Annotated in this window: 16 protein-coding genes; 8 read left to right on the top strand and 8 right to left on the bottom strand. The window is 72.6% G+C overall.

The features are described 5' to 3' along the window. Positions 1 to 12 precede the first annotated feature (12 nt). The 3 genes from IF17_RS0131660 to IF17_RS0131650 are packed head-to-tail and all read right to left on the bottom strand — an operon-like array spanning position 13 to position 2,421. Positions 13 to 789, bottom strand: coding sequence for an enoyl-CoA hydratase/isomerase family protein (locus IF17_RS0131660; RefSeq protein WP_030573455.1), 777 nt, complete (start codon positions 787 to 789; stop codon positions 13 to 15). Positions 790 to 792: 3 nt separating this feature from the next. After that, positions 793 to 1,260, bottom strand: coding sequence for a Zn-ribbon domain-containing OB-fold protein (locus tag IF17_RS0131655; RefSeq protein ID WP_030573453.1), 468 nt, complete (start codon positions 1,258 to 1,260; stop codon positions 793 to 795). 12 nt (positions 1,261 to 1,272) lie between these two features. Continuing rightward, positions 1,273 to 2,421: a lipid-transfer protein gene (locus IF17_RS0131650; protein WP_030573451.1), complete on the bottom strand. Its 1,149-nt coding sequence runs from the start codon at positions 2,419 to 2,421 to the stop codon at positions 1,273 to 1,275. Positions 2,422 to 2,524: 103 nt separating this feature from the next. Here IF17_RS0131650 and IF17_RS0131645 point away from each other — a divergent pair, with 103 nt between their 5' ends. The 3 genes from IF17_RS0131645 (at position 2,525) to IF17_RS0131635 (ending at position 4,831) form a co-directional block, all read left to right on the top strand. Beyond that, the gene (locus IF17_RS0131645; protein WP_030573447.1) at positions 2,525 to 4,081 is read left to right on the top strand and encodes a FadD3 family acyl-CoA ligase; all 1,557 of its coding nucleotides are present in this window, start codon (positions 2,525 to 2,527) and stop codon (positions 4,079 to 4,081) included. A gap of 76 nt (positions 4,082 to 4,157) precedes the next feature. After that, positions 4,158 to 4,436 carry a hypothetical protein gene (locus IF17_RS0131640; RefSeq protein ID WP_032772908.1) on the top strand — a complete coding sequence of 93 codons (279 nt, stop codon included), beginning with the start codon at positions 4,158 to 4,160 and terminating at the stop codon, positions 4,434 to 4,436. Continuing rightward, positions 4,436 to 4,831 carry a PIN domain-containing protein gene (locus IF17_RS0131635; protein ID WP_030573439.1) on the top strand — a complete coding sequence of 132 codons (396 nt, stop codon included), beginning with the start codon at positions 4,436 to 4,438 and terminating at the stop codon, positions 4,829 to 4,831. Before IF17_RS0131640 ends, IF17_RS0131635 begins: the two co-directional genes overlap by 1 nt. A gap of 166 nt (positions 4,832 to 4,997) precedes the next feature. Here the strand turns inward: IF17_RS0131635 and IF17_RS0131630 are convergent, their stop codons facing one another. Both IF17_RS0131630 and afsR read right to left on the bottom strand, forming a co-directional pair. Continuing rightward, on the bottom strand, positions 4,998 to 5,180 hold the full coding sequence (locus IF17_RS0131630; protein ID WP_030573437.1) for a hypothetical protein: 183 nt from the start codon (positions 5,178 to 5,180) through the stop codon (positions 4,998 to 5,000). 228 nt (positions 5,181 to 5,408) lie between these two features. Then, entirely contained in the window at positions 5,409 to 8,372 is a 2,964-nt protein-coding gene (gene afsR / locus IF17_RS0131625) for an SARP-family global regulator AfsR (protein WP_030573435.1), read from the bottom strand. 346 nt (positions 8,373 to 8,718) lie between these two features. On the opposite strand from afsR, the gene IF17_RS0131620 reads away from it, so the two are divergent. Further along, positions 8,719 to 9,939: an amidohydrolase family protein gene (locus IF17_RS0131620; protein ID WP_030573431.1), complete on the top strand. Its 1,221-nt coding sequence runs from the start codon at positions 8,719 to 8,721 to the stop codon at positions 9,937 to 9,939. Positions 9,940 to 10,030: 91 nt separating this feature from the next. Here IF17_RS0131620 and IF17_RS0131615 read toward each other — a convergent pair whose 3' ends face one another. Together IF17_RS0131615 and IF17_RS0131610 are read right to left on the bottom strand one after the other, a co-directional pair. Then, a complete protein-coding gene (locus tag IF17_RS0131615) occupies positions 10,031 to 10,870 on the bottom strand; it encodes a MerR family transcriptional regulator (RefSeq protein WP_030573428.1) in 840 nt (279 codons plus the stop codon). A gap of 156 nt (positions 10,871 to 11,026) precedes the next feature. Further along, on the bottom strand, positions 11,027 to 11,230 hold the full coding sequence (locus IF17_RS0131610) for a cold-shock protein (RefSeq protein ID WP_003967102.1): 204 nt from the start codon (positions 11,228 to 11,230) through the stop codon (positions 11,027 to 11,029). Positions 11,231 to 11,491: 261 nt separating this feature from the next. Here IF17_RS0131610 and IF17_RS0131605 point away from each other — a divergent pair, with 261 nt between their 5' ends. The 4 genes from IF17_RS0131605 to IF17_RS0131590 all read left to right on the top strand — a co-directional run bounded on the left by IF17_RS0131605 (position 11,492) and on the right by IF17_RS0131590 (position 16,526). Further along, positions 11,492 to 12,385: a menaquinone biosynthetic enzyme MqnA/MqnD family protein gene (locus IF17_RS0131605; RefSeq protein WP_018510709.1), complete on the top strand. Its 894-nt coding sequence runs from the start codon at positions 11,492 to 11,494 to the stop codon at positions 12,383 to 12,385. 297 nt (positions 12,386 to 12,682) lie between these two features. Next, positions 12,683 to 14,563: a serine/threonine-protein kinase gene (locus IF17_RS0131600; protein ID WP_030573425.1), complete on the top strand. Its 1,881-nt coding sequence runs from the start codon at positions 12,683 to 12,685 to the stop codon at positions 14,561 to 14,563. 71 nt (positions 14,564 to 14,634) lie between these two features. Next, on the top strand, positions 14,635 to 15,834 hold the full coding sequence (gene mqnC / locus IF17_RS0131595) for a cyclic dehypoxanthinyl futalosine synthase (RefSeq protein ID WP_030573422.1): 1,200 nt from the start codon (positions 14,635 to 14,637) through the stop codon (positions 15,832 to 15,834). Positions 15,835 to 15,845: 11 nt separating this feature from the next. After that, positions 15,846 to 16,526 carry an imidazolonepropionase-like domain-containing protein gene (locus IF17_RS0131590; RefSeq protein ID WP_030573419.1) on the top strand — a complete coding sequence of 227 codons (681 nt, stop codon included), beginning with the start codon at positions 15,846 to 15,848 and terminating at the stop codon, positions 16,524 to 16,526. Between the two features lie 50 nt (positions 16,527 to 16,576). Here the strand turns inward: IF17_RS0131590 and IF17_RS0131585 are convergent. Beyond that, positions 16,577 to 17,201 (bottom strand): DUF3152 domain-containing protein (locus IF17_RS0131585; protein ID WP_030573417.1); only part of this gene is annotated, 625 nt, incomplete at its 5' end.

The following is a 17,201-nucleotide window of genomic DNA, read 5'->3' as shown; positions in this document are numbered from 1 at the left end:
ACGATCACCCGCTCACCGCACCCGGGGCTCCCCGCCCCCGCCCCGCGCCCCGAACAGCTCCGCCTGCCGGTCCGGGGGCAGGTTGCCCAGGGAGATCAGCGCCGGGGCCTGGGCCATCGCCTGGGTCCTGGCCGCCTCCTTCGCGGACCACACCGCCCGCACCGTGCCCTGCACCGCCTCCGTCGGGTATCCGGCGATCACCGCCGCCGCCCGCAGCGCCGCCGCCACCGCGCCGCCCGGCTCCGTCACCTCACTCACCAGCCCGACCGCGTACGCCCGCTCGGCGCTCACCCGTTCCGCGGTGCCCATCAGGGCCATCCGGGCCACCTCCCCGAACGGCATCCGCTGGGCCATCGCGATCGCCTCGTACGCCGAGACCATCCCGTACGTCGTGTGCGGATCGAAGAAGGTCGCCTCACGCGAGGCGACGACGAACTCCGCCTCGCCCAGCAGATAGAACGCCCCGCCGCACGCCATCCCCTCCACCGCCGCGACCACCGGCTTCCACAGGTCGTTCGCCTTGGGCCCGATCCGCAGGAGGGGGTCGTCGACGGCGTACGGGGACGGCGGCTGCGGGACCTCCACGCCCCGGTCGATCCCGGTGCAGAAGGCGCGGGTGCCGGCCCCGGTGAGGACCACGGCGCGCACCGACTCGTCGTACCGCAACTCCCGCCAGAGCGAAGCGAGTTCCCCGGCCGTCTCCAGGTCGATGGCGTTGAGCCTCGTAGGCCGGTCCAGGACCACGAGCGCGACCCCGCGCTCACCGTCCCGCTCGATGCGCAGGGCCATGGCTCACCGCTCCAGCAGCCAGCGTACGAGCGTGGCACCGCCCTCGGCGTCACCGTCGGGCCCCACCGGGCAGAACACCGCCCGCACCGGAGCCCCGATCCGCAGCCGCCCCGGGTCCACCGAGTTGAGCGGCGCGTCGGCGGAGGCGACGACGTTCCCGGCCAGCCGGATGTGCGGGGCCTCCACCAGCTCCACCAACACGGCGTTGTACGGCGCCTGTTCGGCGTAGGCGGGGAGCAGCGGCGGGTGCGGGATCACGTACGACCAGAGCCGGCCGCGCCCGCTCATCGCCCGCCACGCACTGTCGAAGGAGCCGCAGTGCGGGCAGCAGGGCCGGGGCGGGAAGCGGAGTTCGCCGCAGGCGGGGGCGGCGCAGGCCTGGACGCGCAGCTCGCCCCGGGCGGCGTACTCCCAGAAGGGCGCACCGTCCTCGTCGACGACGGGAAGCAGCGGCGAATCGTTCACAGTCATGTCCTCAACTCCTCAGTTCCGCAGCAGAACAGCCGACGTCGGCACGCCCTCGCCCGCCGTGACCAGGCAGGTCGCGGCGTCCGGCACCTGGGCGGTGGAGGTCCCGCGCAGCTGCTTGACGCCCTCGGTGATGAGGTTGAACCCGTGGACGTACGCCTCGCTCAGCCCGCCGCCCCCCGTGTTGACCGGCAGCCGTCCGCCGCTCTCCAGCGCCCCGCCCTCGGTGAACGCGCCGCCCTCGCCGCGCCCGCAGAAGCCGTACCCCTCCAGGGAGAGCGGGACGAGCGGGGTGAACGCGTCGTAGATCTGAGCCACGTCGATGTCGTCGGGCCCGAAGTCGGCCTGTTTCCACAGCTGTCGGGCGGCTGTCCAGGCGGGTCCGGTGAGCGGGTCGTCGTTCCAGTAGTTGACCATCCCGTGGTGCTGGGCGGGCAGGCCCTGGGCGACGGAGTGGAGGTAGACGGGCCGCTGCCGGCAGTCGCGGGCGCGCTCGGCGGAGACGATGACGTAGGCCAACGCACCGTCCGTCTCCAGGCAGTTGTCGAAGAGGCAGAGGGGTTCGCTGATCCAGCGGGAGGTCATGTACATCTCGCGGGTCAGCGGGCGGTCGTACATGATCGCGGCCGGGTTCTGGTTGGCCCGGTTTCGGCAGGCGAGGGCGACGTTGAAGAGGTGGTCGCGGGTGGCCCCGTACTCGTGCATGTAGCGGCGGGCCAGCATTCCGATCTCGTCGGCGGGGCGAAGCAGCCCGTAGGGGCGGGTCCACTGGGCGGGGGCCGGCAGCTGTACGGCGGTGTTCTTCCACGGCCGGGGCCCGGACCCGCGCTTCCGTGACCGCCAGGCCACCCCGACGCTCGCCTGGCCGGTGGCGATGGCTCCGGCGAGATGGCCGAGGGTGGCGCAGGAGCCGCCGCCCCCGTACCCCACCTTGCTGAAGAAGGTGACGTCCCCGGCGCCGATCGCCTTGGCGACCTCCACCTCGTCGGTCTCCTCCATCGTGTACGAGGCGAAGCCGTCGACCTCCGAGGGCGCGATGCCCGCGTCGTCGAGGGCGGCCAGGATCGCCCGGCAGGCGAGGGTCTTCTCGGACTCCGGGAGCCGTTTCGCGAACCCCGTCTGCCCGATCCCGGCTATCGCCGTCGCGTCCTTGAGTGTCGCCATCCGCCAACCTCCCGCACTCCCGCGCCTGCTGACAGCGGCAGAGGCTACCGCTAATCTGACGGCTAGTCAGCTAGTGCGGCGGCGGCAGGAAGGCGGGCGCGTGATGCGAGGCGACGAGGAGTGGGGCAGCATCCCGGGGCTGGTGCGGGAGGCGGCGCGGCGGTACGGCCCGGCGGAGGCGGTGGTCGAGGGCCGCACCCGCCTGACGTACGCCGAACTCGGCGACCGGGTGGAGCGCTCCGCCGCCGCGTGCGTGGCCGCCGGGGTGGAGCCGGGCGACCGGGTCGCGATCTGGGCCCCGAACACGCTGGACTGGATCGTCGCCGCGCTCGGGGCGGTGAGCGCCGGCGCGGTGCTGGTGCCCCTGAACACCCGCTTCAAGGGGACGGAGGCCGCCCACATCCTGCGCCGCAGCCGGGCCAGGCTGCTCTTCGTCACCGGCACGTTCCTGGGGACGTCGTACGTGGCGTCCCTGCGCCGGTCGGAGGTGAAGCTGCCGGACCTGGAGCGGGTGGTGGTGCTGGCGGAGACGGCCCCGGAGGACTACACGAGCTGGGCGGAGTTCCTGGCGGCGGGGGAGGGGGTGCCGGCCGCCGCCGTACGGGAACGGGCGGCCGCCATCCGCCCCTCGGACCCCTCCGACATCATCTACACCTCGGGCACCACGGGCGCTCCCAAGGGTGCGGTGATCACCCATGCGCAGACGCTGCGCGCGTACGAGATCTGGAGCGAGCTGGCGGGCCTGCGCGAGGGCGACCGCTATCTCATCGTCAACCCCTTCTTCCACACCTTCGGCTACAAGGCGGGGATCATCGCCTGCCTGATGCGGGGGGCCACGATGGTTCCGCAGCCGGTGTTCAACGTGGACACGGTGCTGGCCAACATCGCGGCGGAACGTATCTCCGTCCTGCCCGGGCCGCCCACCCTCCACCAGTCCCTCCTGGACCACCCGGCCCGCGACGCCCACGACCTCTCCGCCCTGCGCCTGGTGGTGACGGGCGCGGCGGTGGTCCCGCTGCGCCTGGTGGAGCGGCTGCGCGGCGAACTCCACATCGCCACGGTCCTCACGGCGTACGGCCTCTCCGAGGCGAGCGGCATCGTCACGATGTGCCGCCGGGGCGACGCGCCGCAGACCGTGGCCACCACGTCCGGCCGCGCGATCCCCGGCACCGAGGTCCGCGTCCTGGGCGGCCCCGGGGAGCCCGGCGAGATCCAGGTCCGGGGCTTCACCGTGATGAGCGGCTACTTCGAGGACCCGGAGACCACGGCCGACGCGCTCACCCCGGACGGCTGGCTCCGCACCGGCGACGTGGGCGTCCTGGACGCGGCGGGCAACCTGCGGATCACGGACCGGATCAAGGACATGTTCATCGTGGGCGGCTTCAACGCCTACCCGGCCGAGATCGAACAGCTCCTCGGCCTCCACCCGGACATCGCCGACGTGGCGGTCGTCGGCGTCCCCGACCCCCGCCTCGGCGAGGTCGGCAAGGCGTACGCGGTCCGCCGCCGGGGCGCCACGGTGACGGCGGACGACCTGATCGCCTGGTCCCGCCGCGAGATGGCGAACTTCAAGGTGCCGAGGGCGGTGGAGTTCGTCCCGGAGCTCCCGCGCAACGCGAGCGGCAAGGTGGTGAAGGGGGAGCTGCGGGGGCGGGGGTAGCGCAGGTTTGTTCGGCTTCACCGGCTGGGGTGAACGGGCCGGGCCGACACCGTGAACCGGCGGTATGGTCGTAAGTATGGCAACCAAGAAATACACGGTCACCCTGCCGGAGGAGCTGGCGGAGGAGATCCGGGCGGAGGTCGGCCCGGGCGCCTTCAGCGCGTATGTCACGCGGGCCATAGAGCGTCAGCGCGAGCATGACCGGCTGGGGGAGCTGGTCGCGTGGATGCAGACCGAGCGCGGCCCGCTCACCGAGGAGGAGCAGGATGCGGCCACCGCCGAGATGCGGGACATCGAGCGGTGGTTCGAGGAGCGGGAAACCGACGGACGCGGCGAAGAGGCGGCAGCTGCCTGATGAAGGACATCTGCTTCATCCTGGACTCCGAGGCGCTGTCCAGGATTGCTCTGCGTGACCGCACAATGACAGGCATCCTCACGAAGGCGCACCAGGCGGGTAGCCGGGTGATGACGAGCCCCATGACCCTCGTTGAGGCGTACCACGGCAAGGTCCGTCCGGCGGAGTGGAACTGGGCCATGTCCCGCCTTGTCGCCGAGCCGGTCACCAAGGAGGTCGCGGACGAGGCGATCCGACTCCTGCTGGACACGGGCCTCCACGGCCACAAGTACGCCATCGACGCGGTGCTGGCGGTGCTGGCGAACCGGCAGCGCGGCCGGACGGTCGTCTTCACCTCCGACGCCGACGACCTGACCAAGCTGTGCGCGCCCCGGGTCCAGGTCCGGGCCCTGTAGCCCGCCCCTCAGCCCGCACCTCACACGCCCGAGGGGCCCGAGCCCATCCCCAGGCTCGGGCCCCTCTGCGTACGACAGCCGCGACGGCTCCCCCTCCACGCCGCCGTGGCTGCTCCCCCGTACGTACCCCCCGTACCCCCGTCCCCCGTATCCCCGTCGTGAAGGTCTACTTGATGGGCTCGCTCGTGGCGTGGGCGTCGCCGAGCTTGCCCACCGGCTCACCCGTCGCGTGGGCGTCGCCGAGTTTCGTCACCGGCGTGGTCGTGGCGTGCGCGTCCTGCGTGGTGATGTCCTCGCCCGTGGCGTGCGCGTCCCCGTTGGGCTTGAGGTTGTCCTTGTTGGCGGCCATGTCAGTCAACTCCTGAAAATGGTGACGTGATGATCGGGCGGGGCCTGCCCGGCTGTTCCCCCGTGGACTGCCGGGCAGGCCCTCCAGGGCCGTTCACCATAGTGGTGAGGCCGCAAGCCGATCCGTCTGCCCCCCGACGCGACGGATCGATGAGTCAGAGACTGTCGGTCGGCGATAAACGAATGATGAACGCGGCCCGCGCGCGGGCCGTGGGCGCCGCCCCTGGCGTCAGCTCACACCCGCCGGGTTCAGCAGGGCGCGCACCGACGCGGCCTCGGGCGAGCGCAGTTCCTCGAAGATGGCCAGCGCCTCGCTCCAGCAGACCTGGGCCCGGTCCCGCTGCCCTATGGCCGTCAGACCACGGCCGAGCACGGCCAGGACGTTGGCGCGGCGCCAGTCCCCGCCGATGCCGCGCAGCACGGCCAGCGCCTGCTCCGCGTGGGCGGCGGCCTGAGCCCCGTCCTGCTCGGCGAGGTGGAGCTCCGCCAGCCGGAAGAGGGTCATCCCGTGCCAGAGCTGCTGCCGGCTCTCCCGGAAGATCTGGAGCGCCTCCAGGAGGGCGTCGCGGGCCCGGGGCATCTGCTCGCTTCCGATGAGCGCCAGCCCCAGGGCGTACTTCCCGTTGGCCAGCCGCAGCGCCAGGTCCGTGGCGTCGCCCTCGTAGATGGCGACGCCCTGCTGGGCAAGGTGCACCGCGCTGGTGGTCCGGCCGGTGGCCAGGTGGACCCGGGAGAGGTTGCACAGGGCGGCCGCCTCCCCGGGCTTGTTGCCGTCGGCGCGGAACGCGGCCATGGCCTGGGTCAGATGGGCCTCGGCGTCCTCGTGCCGGTTCTCGTACAGGGCGATGATGCCCCGCTGGTTGGGGGCCTGGCCCAGTGAGACCGGGTCCTCGGCCCGCTGCCCCAGGGCGAGGGCCCGGCTGGCCTCCGCATCGGCCTCGGCGAACCGCCCCGAGACGCTGTGCACGTGCGACAGCATCGTGCGGGCCCTGGCCTCGGCCTGCGCCTCGCCGGCGGCGCGGGCGGCGTCGCTCACGGCCTTGGCGGCGGTGGCGAACTGGTGCGAGTTCGCACCGGACTCCCCGAGGTCGACCACGGCCATGAGGAGGTCCGAGGCGCGCTTGGGCATCCCGATGGCGGCCGACTGGCGGGCGCAGGCCAGGAGTCCGCTCGACTCCGTGAACAGCCAGTCGAGAGCGGTCTCCCGGAGAGGGAACACCAAGCCCGGGTACTCGGTCCGGGTGAAGTGGTCCAGGACCCGTTCCCCCGGCCGCTCCAGCGAGTACACCCCCGCCGCCGTCGCCAGGTAGAAGTCCAGCAGCCGCGACAGCGCCAGCTCCCTTTCCACCGGCGGCTGTTCGTCGCGCTCGGCGCACGCACGCGCGTAGAGGCGTACGAGGTCGTGGTAGCGGTAGCGGCCCGGCGCGGCCGACTCCAGGAGGGAGGTGTCGACCAGCGCCTCCAGGAGATCCTCCGCCGTGTGCGGCTCCAGGTTCAGCAGGGCCGCCGCGGCGGCGAGCGAGATGTCCGGGCCGTCCGCGAGGCCGAGGAGGCGGAAGGCGCGGGCCTGGGCCGGTTCCAGCTGGCCGTAGCCGAGTTCGAAGGTGGCCTTCACCGCGAGGTCGCCCGCCTGGAGCTCGTCGAGGCGGCGGCGCTCGTCGGCCAGCTTGCCGGCGAGGACGGAGACCGTCCAGGTGCGGCGGGCGGCCAGCCGGGAGGCGGCGATGCGGATGGCGAGGGGGAGGAAACCGCAGGCGGCCACCACGTCCAGGGCCGCTTCCCGTTCCGCGCCGACCCGTTCCGCGCCGACGATCCTCGTGAAGAGCTGGAGCGCCTCGTCCGGCGCCATCACGTCCAGGTCCACCAGGTGTGCCCCGGCCAGGTCGACCATCCGCACCCGGCTCGTCACCAGGGCCGCGCACCCCGGCGTCCCGGGCAGCAGCGGGCGGATCTGGGCCGCGTCGTGGGCGTTGTCGAGGAGGACGAGGATGCGGCGGCCGTCCAGCGTGGAGCGGTAGAGCGCGGCCCGCTCGTCCAGGGTGTCCGGGATCGCCGAGTCCGCGGTGCCGAGCGCCCGCAGGAACGAGCCGAGGACCGTCTCCGGCTCGGCCGCCCGCGCGCCCGCGCCCTGGAGGTCGACGTAGAGCTGCCCGTCGGGGAAGTGCGGGCGGGCCTGGTGGGCGACGTGAACGGCCAGGGTCGTCTTGCCGACCCCGCCGATCCCGGCCAGCGCGGAGACCGCCATCACCGACCCCTCGGCGGTGGCCAGTTGGGCGCCCAGATCCCGTACGAAGGAGTCGCGTCCCGTGAAGTCGGGCACGGTCGCCGGAAGCTGCGCGGGCTTCACGGGCGCCGCCGCCGGGGCCGGCTCGTCCGCCGGGCGGGCCAGCTCCTCGTCGGCCCGCAGGATGCGCTGCTGGAGCTGGGCCAGTTCGGGGCGCGGGTCGACGCCCAGCTCCTCGGCGAGGAGCCGACGGGTGTCCGCGTACACGGCCAGCGCCTCCGCCTGCCGCCCGCTGCGGTACAGCGCCACCATCAGCAGCTCGCGCAGGCGTTCGCGCAGCGGGTGGGCGGCGGTGAGCGCGGTCAGCTCGGAGACGGCCTCCGCATGGCTGCCCACCTCCAGGTCCAGATCGAGCCGGGCCTCGGTGAGCTGGAGGCGCCACTCCTCCAGCCGGGTGCGCTGGTTCTCCGCGTACGGCCCGGGCACGGAGGCCAGCGCCTCGCCGTCCCACAGGCCCAGCACCTTGTTGATCAGCGTGCGGGCCTGGCAGCGGTCACCGCTCGCGCGGGCCTTCTCCGCCTCGGCGGCAAGATCCTGCGCCAGGGTCAGGTCGAGTGCGCCCCGGCCGATCCGGAGCGCGTACCCGCCGGACTCGCTGACCAGCGTCTCCTGGCCCAGGATCTTGCGGAGCCGTGAGGCGTACGTACGGATCGTGGCCTTCGCCTGCGAGGGCGGGTCCTCGCCCCAGAACGCGTCGATCAGCTCGTTCGCCGTGGCCGTCCGGCCCTCGCGCAGGAGCAGGGCGGCGAGCAGCGCGCGCTGCTGGGGGGAGCCGGAGGGGAGCGCCTGGGCCCCGCGCCATGCCCGTACGGGGCCCAGGACGGTGAACCTGAGGGAGTCGGCGGCCCCCGGTTCCTCCGGAGCGCGCTGCTCCGGTACGCGCACGCGTGGCCCGTGATCACGGTCCATTGATGCCCCCTGTCCTGCTCGCCTGCCGGCCCGGCCTCGTCGGCGAGTCCTGCCGGTCCTGCTCCGGTCCTGCCGGTGGTGCCCGTCTCCGAAGGTCCGCCCGCTCCCAGCCGCCTGTCCGTCCGTGCGTCGAAGTGCGGTGTACATCCGGATTGCTCGGTACCGCTGGTATCGCGCTCAACAGTCTGCCTTGTCGCGGGCGGGCGCGTCAGCAGTGGGTGACGCTCTGCACAAGCCCTCGACAACGATTCGGGAACCGTGCGGGGAGCAGGGCGGGGAGCCGCGTCCTCCGTCGATGCGTGCACGCTAGCTGACGGCTCGTCAGATCGGCGCTACCGTGGAACGCATGGAGACCTTCCCGAAGATCATCTCGGTGGACGACCACACGGTGGAGCCCGCTCATGTCTGGCGGGACCGGCTCCCGTCCAGGTACGCGGACTCCGGCCCGCGCATCGTCCGCGCACCGCTGAAGGAAATGACCTTCATGGGCGGAAAGTTCGCGCCCGTGATGGGGGCCCGGGGCGACGAGGGCCCGGTCGGCGACTGGTGGGTCTACGAGGACCTGCACCGGCCGCTCACCCGCCTGGACACGGCCGTCGGCTACGACAGGGACGAGATCAAGCTGGAGATCATCACCTACGAGCAGATGCGCCCGGGCTCCTTCTCGGTCCCGGACCGGCTCGCCGACATGGACGTCAACCACGTCCAGTCCGCCCTCTGCTTCCCGACCTTCCCGCGCTTCTGCGGCCAGACGTTCACCGAGGCGAAGGACCGCGAGCTCGGGCTCCTCGGGGTGCGCGCGTACAACGACTGGATGGTGGAGGAGTGGTGCGGCTCCGAGGCGCACGGCCGCCTCATCCCGCTCACCCTCGTCCCGCTCTGGGACGCGGAGCTCGCCGCCGCCGAGGTCCGGCGCAACGCGGCCCGGGGCGTGCGCGCGGTCGCGTTCTCCGAGATACCTCCCCATCTCGGGCTTCCGTCCATACATACGGACGACTGGGATCCGTTCCTCGCGGCCTGCGACGAGACCGGGACCGTCATCGCCATGCACATCGGCTCCTCGTCGAAGATGCCGTCCACCTCCGCCGACGCCCCGCCCGCCGTCGGCTCCACCATCACCTTCGCCAACTGCTGCTTCTCGATGGTCGACTGGCTGATGAGCGGCAAGTTCGAGCGCTTCCCGGGCCTGAAGATCATGTACGCGGAGGGGCAGATCGGCTGGATCCCGTACATCCTGGAACGCGCCGACGTCGTCTGGGAGGAGAACCGCGCCTGGGGCGGCGTCGCCGACAAGGTCCACCGCCCGCCGTCCGAGCTGTTCGCGGACCACGTCTACGGCTGCTTCTTCGACGACGCCTTCGGGCTGAAGAACCTGGACGCGATCGGCGTCGGCAACGTCCTGTACGAGACGGACTACCCGCACTCCGACTCCACCTGGCCCAGGTCCCGCGAGGTCGGCGAGGCGCAGATGGGCCACCTCGCCCCGGACGTCGTGGACCGCATCGTCCGCGGCAACGCGATCGAGCTGCTGGGGCTGACGGAGGACGGGCTCTGGGCGGGGGCGTAGGGGCACGTAGGGGTACGGAGGGGTACGTGCGTACGGGGAGGGAGCGGTGCCCCTCCCCGTACGTCCTACGCCCCGGTACGCCGGGCCGTCGTCAGGCCTTGGCCACCGGCTCCTGGAGCTCCGTCACCCACTGGCTCCGGTCCGCCGGGCACTCCAGGTTGACCTCGCGGGCGTACCCCGTGGAGCGGTAGCCGTTCGCGTCCAGCCACCGGGCCAGGGTCTGCGCGGCCGGCAGCACGTCGTCCATCGCGCCCCGGTGCACGATCGTCGCCGCCTCGAACGGGGGCAGCTCCACGACCCGTACCCCGGTCCCGCCGACCGGTCCCACCGGGGCCGACACCGTCACCCCCGCGTGCACGACGATCGCGCCGCCACCCCCGGGAGAGCCGTGCGGGGCGTCCTCGTACCAGGCGATCCCGGGACCGGTGGGCCGGACGCCGGTGCCCTCCAGGAGCGGGAAGAGCTCCTCGTACAGCGGACCGATCACCGGCCCGATGTCCTGCGGCTCGTAGCTCGCGGCGATCCCGGTCAGCTCGGCCACCCGGACCGCGGGAACGGTCTTGATCACAACGTCGTCGGCAGGCATGTGCCCCTCGCTCTCGATCGACCGGAGCCTCGCCTCGACCTGGGCCAGCCGCGCCGTCGCGGCCGCCACCGCCTCCGCCAGCTCCGCCCGGCGCAGCCGCAGCATCCCGCGCAGCTCCTCCGGGCCCACCCGCTCGTCCAGGACGTCCCGCACCTGCTGGAGCGTGAAGCCGAGGTCCTTGAGCGCGATGATCCGGTTGAGCCGGGCGAGCTGGGCGGCGCCGTAGAAGCGGTAGCCGGTGGCGGGGTCGGTGCGGTCCGGGCGCAGCAGCCCGATGGCGTCGTAGTGACGCAGCATCCGGCGCGACACCCGCCCGTACCGGGCGAAGTCTCCGATGGTGAACATGATGGCTCCCACTGCACGGCTTCACACGGGGTGAAGGTCAAGGCGTACGGTCCGCGCGCCCCGGAAACAGGCAGGAGCCCCGTTCCTCCGCCGAAGCGGGGGAGCGGGGCTCCTTGGGTACTGCTATGTACGGCCGCGATCGGCCGACCCGGGCAACTAGGCCGGGGTGACGTTCTCAGCCTGCGGACCCTTGGGTCCCTGAGTGACGTCGAAGTTCACGACCTGGTTCTCCTCGAGGGAGCGGAACCCGGACGCGTTGATCGCGGAGTAGTGAACGAAGACATCCGGGCCGCCGCCGTCCTGGGCGATGAAGCCGAAGCCCTTTTCAGCGTTGAACCACTTGACGGTTCCGGTAGCCATAAGCCCTCCTTGGGCCAAAGGGTTGCCCTGCTCCAGAACCTGCAAACAAGTCTGAAAACTACAAAAGCCTGCGGGTTACATGCTCCGCAGGCTCTGTACTGCAAGGGAAACCAAACTGCAACTTGCGAGCGAGCCTAGCACGCAGTCTCCGGAGAGCGGTAGAGGGAAAGATCACTTCACCCGAACGTTTGACTGCCCTGTCGCGGCCTCCACGGACGCCCCGGTGGTGCCGGCCGCCGGAGGCGGGTCTAGCCTCGCGATGTGGACAATTCAACCGTCTCAGCCAGTGACGCCCCGGCCGGTGAGGGCGACGACCGTCGCAGCCGGCCCCGCGTCGGCCACATCCAGTTCCTGAACTGCCTGCCGCTCTACTGGGGCCTGGCGCGTACGGGGACCCTGCTCGACCTGGAGCTCTCGAAGGACACCCCGGAGAGGCTCAGCGAGCAGCTGGTCAGGGGGGACCTGGACATCGGCCCGGTCACCCTCGTGGAGTACCTGCGCAACGCCGACGACCTGGTCGCCTTCCCGGACATCGCGGTCGGCTGCGACGGGCCCGTGATGTCCTGCGTGATCGTCTCCCAGCTCCCGCTGGAGCAGCTCGACCGGGCCCGGGTCGCCCTCGGTTCCACCTCGCGCACCTCCGTACGCCTGGCCCAGCTGCTGCTGGCCGAGCGGTACGGGGTCCGGCCCGACTACTACACCTGCCCGCCCGACCTCGGGCTGATGATGCAGGAGGCGGACGCGGCGGTGCTGATCGGCGACGCCGCCCTGCGCGCCAACCTGCACGACGCCCCCCGCCTCGGGCTCCAGGTCCACGACCTGGGCCAGATGTGGAAGGAGTGGACGGGGCTGCCGTTCGTCTTCGCCGTCTGGGCTGCCCGCAAGGACTTCCTGGCAGCCCACCCCGAGACGGCGGCCAAGGTGCACCAGGCGTTCCTCGCCTCCCGGGACCTCTCCCTGGAGGAGGTCACCAAGGTCGCGGAGCAGGCGGCCCGCTGGGAGGCCTTCGACGCGGAGGTGCTGGAGCGGTACTTCACGACCCTGGACTTCCGCTTCGGCCCGGAGCAGCTGGCCGGCGTCCGCGAGTTCGCCCGCCGGACCGGGGCGGACACCGGGTACCCGGCGGATGTGCGGGTGGAGTTGCTCGGCGGCTGAGCGGTTGAGCGGTTGAGCCTTCAAGCGGTTGGGCCTTCCAGCCGGGGAATGGGGCGAATTCCCTTTCCCGTTCCCGGACGAGGGAATTGGGTGAGGGGCGGCCGAACAACGCATTCGCGCCTTTCCCCGGGGCGAAATCATCCCCTCCTGCCCGGAGAAGGGGGAATGGTCCGGCCGTTTCCCGGTGACCGCGCCGGTGGCGCCCCCTAGGCTTCGGTCCGAGTCCGGACCGACCGCAGGACTCTCAGCCACAGGTTCACCAGCCGCAGGTTCACAGGGTTCACAGGGGGAGGCCGTATGCAGCCGCTGGAAGCGGGCGAACCGCACACCATCGGTTCCTACCGGCTGCTCGGCAGGCTCGGTGCGGGCGGCATGGGCCGGGTCTATCTCGGGCGCAGCGCCGGCGGCCGTACGGTCGCGGTGAAAGTGGTCCACCCGCACTTCGCCCTGGACGAGCAGTTCCGCGCCCGGTTCCGGCGCGAGGTGGAGTCCGCGCGGCGCATCGGCGCGCAGTGGACCGCCCCCGTCCTGGACGCCGACCCGGACGCCCCGGTGCCGTGGGTCGCCACCGGTTACGTCGCCGGGCCGCCGCTCTCCCAGGCGATCACCGAGCACGGGCCGCTGCCCGAGCACGCGGTACGCACCCTGGGTGCCGGGCTCGCCGAGGCCCTCCACGTCGTCCACGGCCAGGGCATCGTCCACCGCGATGTGAAGCCCTCCAACGTGCTGCTCGCCCTGGACGGGCCCCGCCTCATCGACTTCGGCATCGCCCGGGCCCTCGGCGCGACCGTCTCGCTCACCTCCACCGGCGTCTCCGTCGGCTCGCCCGGCTACATGGCGCCCGAGCAGATCCGGGGCCGGGACATCTCCGGTGCGGCGGACGTCTTCTCGCTGGGCGCGGTCCTGGCGTACGCGGCGACCGGCGCCGCCCCCTTCTCCGGCGACTCCTCCGCCGTACTCCTCTACAAGGTGGTGCACGAGGAGCCCGAACTGGGCGGTCTGGAGGGCGAGCTGCGCGAGGTGGTCGCCGGGTGCCTGGCCAAGGACCCGGACGCGCGGCCCGCCCCGGCCGACCTCGCCCGCACGCTGGCTCCGGGCGGGGCGGCGGCGATGGTGGCGGCGGGGTGGCTGCCGGGCCGGCTGGTGGGGGAGGTCAGCCGCTCGGCGGTGGCGCTGCTGGACCTGGAACCGCAGGACGCGCCGGTGGGCTCGGGCCCGGTGCCGTTCAGCAACGCGTCACTGGGGGCGGGGATCGGGGCGGGCGCCGACGCGCACGAGGGCCCGGACGCCGATTCCCGTACCGGCGCCGATTCCCGTACGGGCTCCGACTCCCGTACCGGCTCCGACGGCTCGCCGCCGGGCGCCGGCTCCGGCCTCATCGGGGTCTTCGGCCCGCCCCTCGCCCACGTACCGGACGGCCCTCCCGGCACCCCGCCCGGCGGCTTCCCCGGGCAGCGGGCCCACGGCCCCCGGTTCTCCGTCACCGTCAGCGCCGACTCGCAGACCGGCACGGGCGGCACGGGCGGCACGGACACAGGGACGGGCGCGGGCCCGGGCGCCGGGGCGCGCCGGAGCCGCCGGGTGAGCTGCACCGTGGCACTGGCCGTGGCGGGCTCGTTCGCGGTCGTCGCCCTCGGCTCGGGCCTGCTCGACGGCCTCTTCCCGGGCGGCGACGCCGACCGCCGCAAGGAGAACGACTCGGCGGCCGCCCGGCCGTCCCCCACCGCCACGGCCACCGCGTCCGAGGAACCGGACGCCACGGCCTCCGAGGCCCCCACCGATGCGGGCGAGGCCCCGGTGGACGAGGTGCCGAAGGCGTTCGTCGGCACCTGGGAGGGCCCGCTCACCGAGCAGACGAGCGGCCAGCCGCACGGCACGCTCACCGCGGTCTTCACCGAGGGGAGGAAGGGGACCCAGGTCGTCCGGATGTCCACGACCATCTCCCAGCTCGGCATCACCGTCACCTGCAACAGCGTCGGCACCCTCACCTCCGGCACCGCGAAGGAGCTGAAGGTCCGCGAGCGCACCGACCCGGACCGCCCCAGCACCCCGGGCCTGTGCACCACCACCGAGGCCGACCTGGTCTTCCGCCTCGCCACCGACGGAACGCTCGGCTACCGGTCGAAGGAGCGCGCCGCGGGCCTCCCGTACGGCGACCTCACCCGGTCCGGCCGCTGACGGCGCATGGGGCTGGCGTACGCTGGATCGGTCCGAGGATCCTCAAAAAACCGCCGAAAGGTGACAGCCCGGTGACCGAGAAGGCCGATCTCCAGCCCGTCCTCGACCGAGCCGCCGAGGGCGGTCGGATCACCCCGGAGGAGGCGCTCGACCTCTACCGCTCGGCGCCGCTGCACGCGCTGGGGGCGGCCGCCGACGCCGTACGCCGACGCCGTTACGCCGGTACGGAGCACATCGCGACGTACATCATCGAGCGCAACATCAACTACACCAACGTGTGTGTGACGGCCTGCAAGTTCTGCGCCTTCTACGCGCCGCCCAAGGACATGGCCAAGGGCTGGACCCGGGACATCGAGGACATCCTGCGCCGCTGCGCGGAGACCGTGGAGCTGGGCGGCACCCAGATCATGTTCCAGGGCGGCCACCACCCGGACTTCGGCGTGGAGTACTACGAGGAGCACTTCTCCGCGATCAAGAAGGCGTACCCGCAGCTGGTCATCCACTCCCTCGGCGCCTCCGAGATCGAGCACATGGCCCGGATCTCGAAGGTCTCCGCCGAGGAGGCCATCAGCCGCATCCACGCCGCCGGTCTCGACTCCTTCGCGGGCGCGGGCGCCGAGCTGCTGCCCGCCCGGCCGCGCAACGCCATCGCCCCGCTCAAGGAGTCCGGCGAGCGGTGGCTGGAGATCATGGAGATCGCGCACGGCCTCGGTGTCGAGTCCACCTCGACCATGCTGATGGGCACCGGCGAGACCAACGCCGAGCGGATCGAGCACCTGCGGATGATCCGGGACGTCCAGGACCGTACGGGCGGCTTCCGCGCCTTCATCCCGTACACCTACCAGCCGGAGAACAACAAGCTGAAGGGCCGCACGCAGGCCACGCTCTTCGAGTACCTGCGGATGATCTCCATCGCCCGGCTCTTCCTCGACAACGTCGCCCACATCCAGGGCTCCTGGCTGACCACCGGCAAGGAGGTCGGCCAGCTCTCGCTGCACTACGGCGCCGACGACCTCGGCTCCATCATGCTGGAGGAGAACGTCGTCTCCTCGGCCGGAGCCAAGCACCGGTCCAACCGGCTGGAGATCATCGACCTGATCCGCAAGGCGGACCGGGTCCCGGCGCAGCGCGCCACCACGTACGAGCACCTCGTCGTGCACGACGACCCGGCGAACGACCCGGTCGACGAGCGCGTGGTCTCGCACATCTCCTCCACCGCGATCGAGGGCGGCACGGCCCACCCGGAGCTCAAGCTCCTCAACGCCAACTGAGGGCCTCTCGTTTGCTGACGATTCACGCCGCGCCGCTGGTCCTTCCGGTCGGCGCGGCGGCCGTTGCGGAGGGTGCGGTGGCCGTGGACGGCGACCGGATCGCCGCCATCGGGCCGTACGAGGACGTCGTCGCCGCCCACCCGGCGGCCAGGGTCCGCCGCTGGCCCGGCCTCCTCACGCCCGGACTCCGCCAGGACCGGGCCCGGGAGCTGCTCACCCGCTGCTACCACCCGGACCCGCGCGAGGCCGACGAGCTGGGTGAACTGCCGCTGTGGGGCGAGGCGTTCGAGCGGCTCGCGGCGACGATGGACACGGCCCGCCGGGCGGGCAGCGTGCGGCGCGGGCTCCAGCGGATGCTGCGGCACGGGACCACGCATGTGGTGGGCCCGTTCGGGGCGGACGAGCCGGGGCTGCGGACGGCGCTCTCCCGGTCCGGACTGGTCCAGGTCCAGGTTCAGGTCCAAGGGCGGCCGGTCCAGGTCTCAGGGCCTCCGGGAGACGGCCCGCCGGACCTGGACCCCTTCGCGGGCGGCGGCGACCTGGCCGCCACCGCCCACGGCCCGCTGACCGTGGGCGGCCGGGCGGATCTCGCCGTCTTCGACGTGGCCGACGAGGCGGCGCTGCGTGCGGGCGGGGCGAGGCTCTGCGTGGCGACGGTGCTCGCGGGGCGGCTCGTGCACCGCGCCCGCTGAGCCGACTCCGTACGAAGAAGCCACGAGGGGCCACGAGGGGCCAGGAGGGCTTACGGCACCTTCGGGCCGCCCAGATAGCGTCCCTTAGCGTCGTACGGCCAGGCGTTGGCCACGCACCCCTTCAGCCCGTCGATCTGCTGCATCATCGCGGGCGCGGGGCGTCCCTTGCCCGGGCAGGTCTCGTGGCCGCGCCCCAGCCAGTGGCCGACCTCGTGGTTGATGATCAGGGCCCGGTACTCGGCGACGGGCCCGTCGAACTGCGGCGAACCCAGCTGCCAGCGCTTCAGGTTGACCATCACCTGTTCGCCGCCCCGGCAGTTGACCTCGCCCCGGGTCTTCAGCCCGTAGGCGCCGCAGAGCCGGTCCGTGGTCGCCGCGGTGCCTATCTTCACCACCAACCCGGCCGATTTGTCAGTGACTTGGCGGAACGAGCGCTCGCCGCCGTGGCTCCAGCCGCGCGGGTCGGCCAGGATCGCCGCGATGTCCTCGGCGGCCCGGTCCGGGTCGACGCCGATGCCGTCCTCCACCTCGACCCGGTAGGGCTCGCCCTTGCCGGACTTCGTCACGCCCGCGCGGGCGACGGTGAACGTGCCGGGGCCGGAGGCGGGCACGTCGGAGGCCTTGGGCGGGCGGTCGTCGTCGGCCGGGGGCGTGGGGGTGGGGGTGGGGGAGGGC

The organism is Streptomyces cyaneofuscatus, assembly GCF_000718135.1.
Taxonomy (GTDB): Bacteria; Actinomycetota; Actinomycetes; order Streptomycetales; family Streptomycetaceae; genus Streptomyces; species Streptomyces cyaneofuscatus.
Note: the sequence above shows the minus strand (reverse complement) of the source record. Positions and strands in the feature narration are given on the sequence as shown.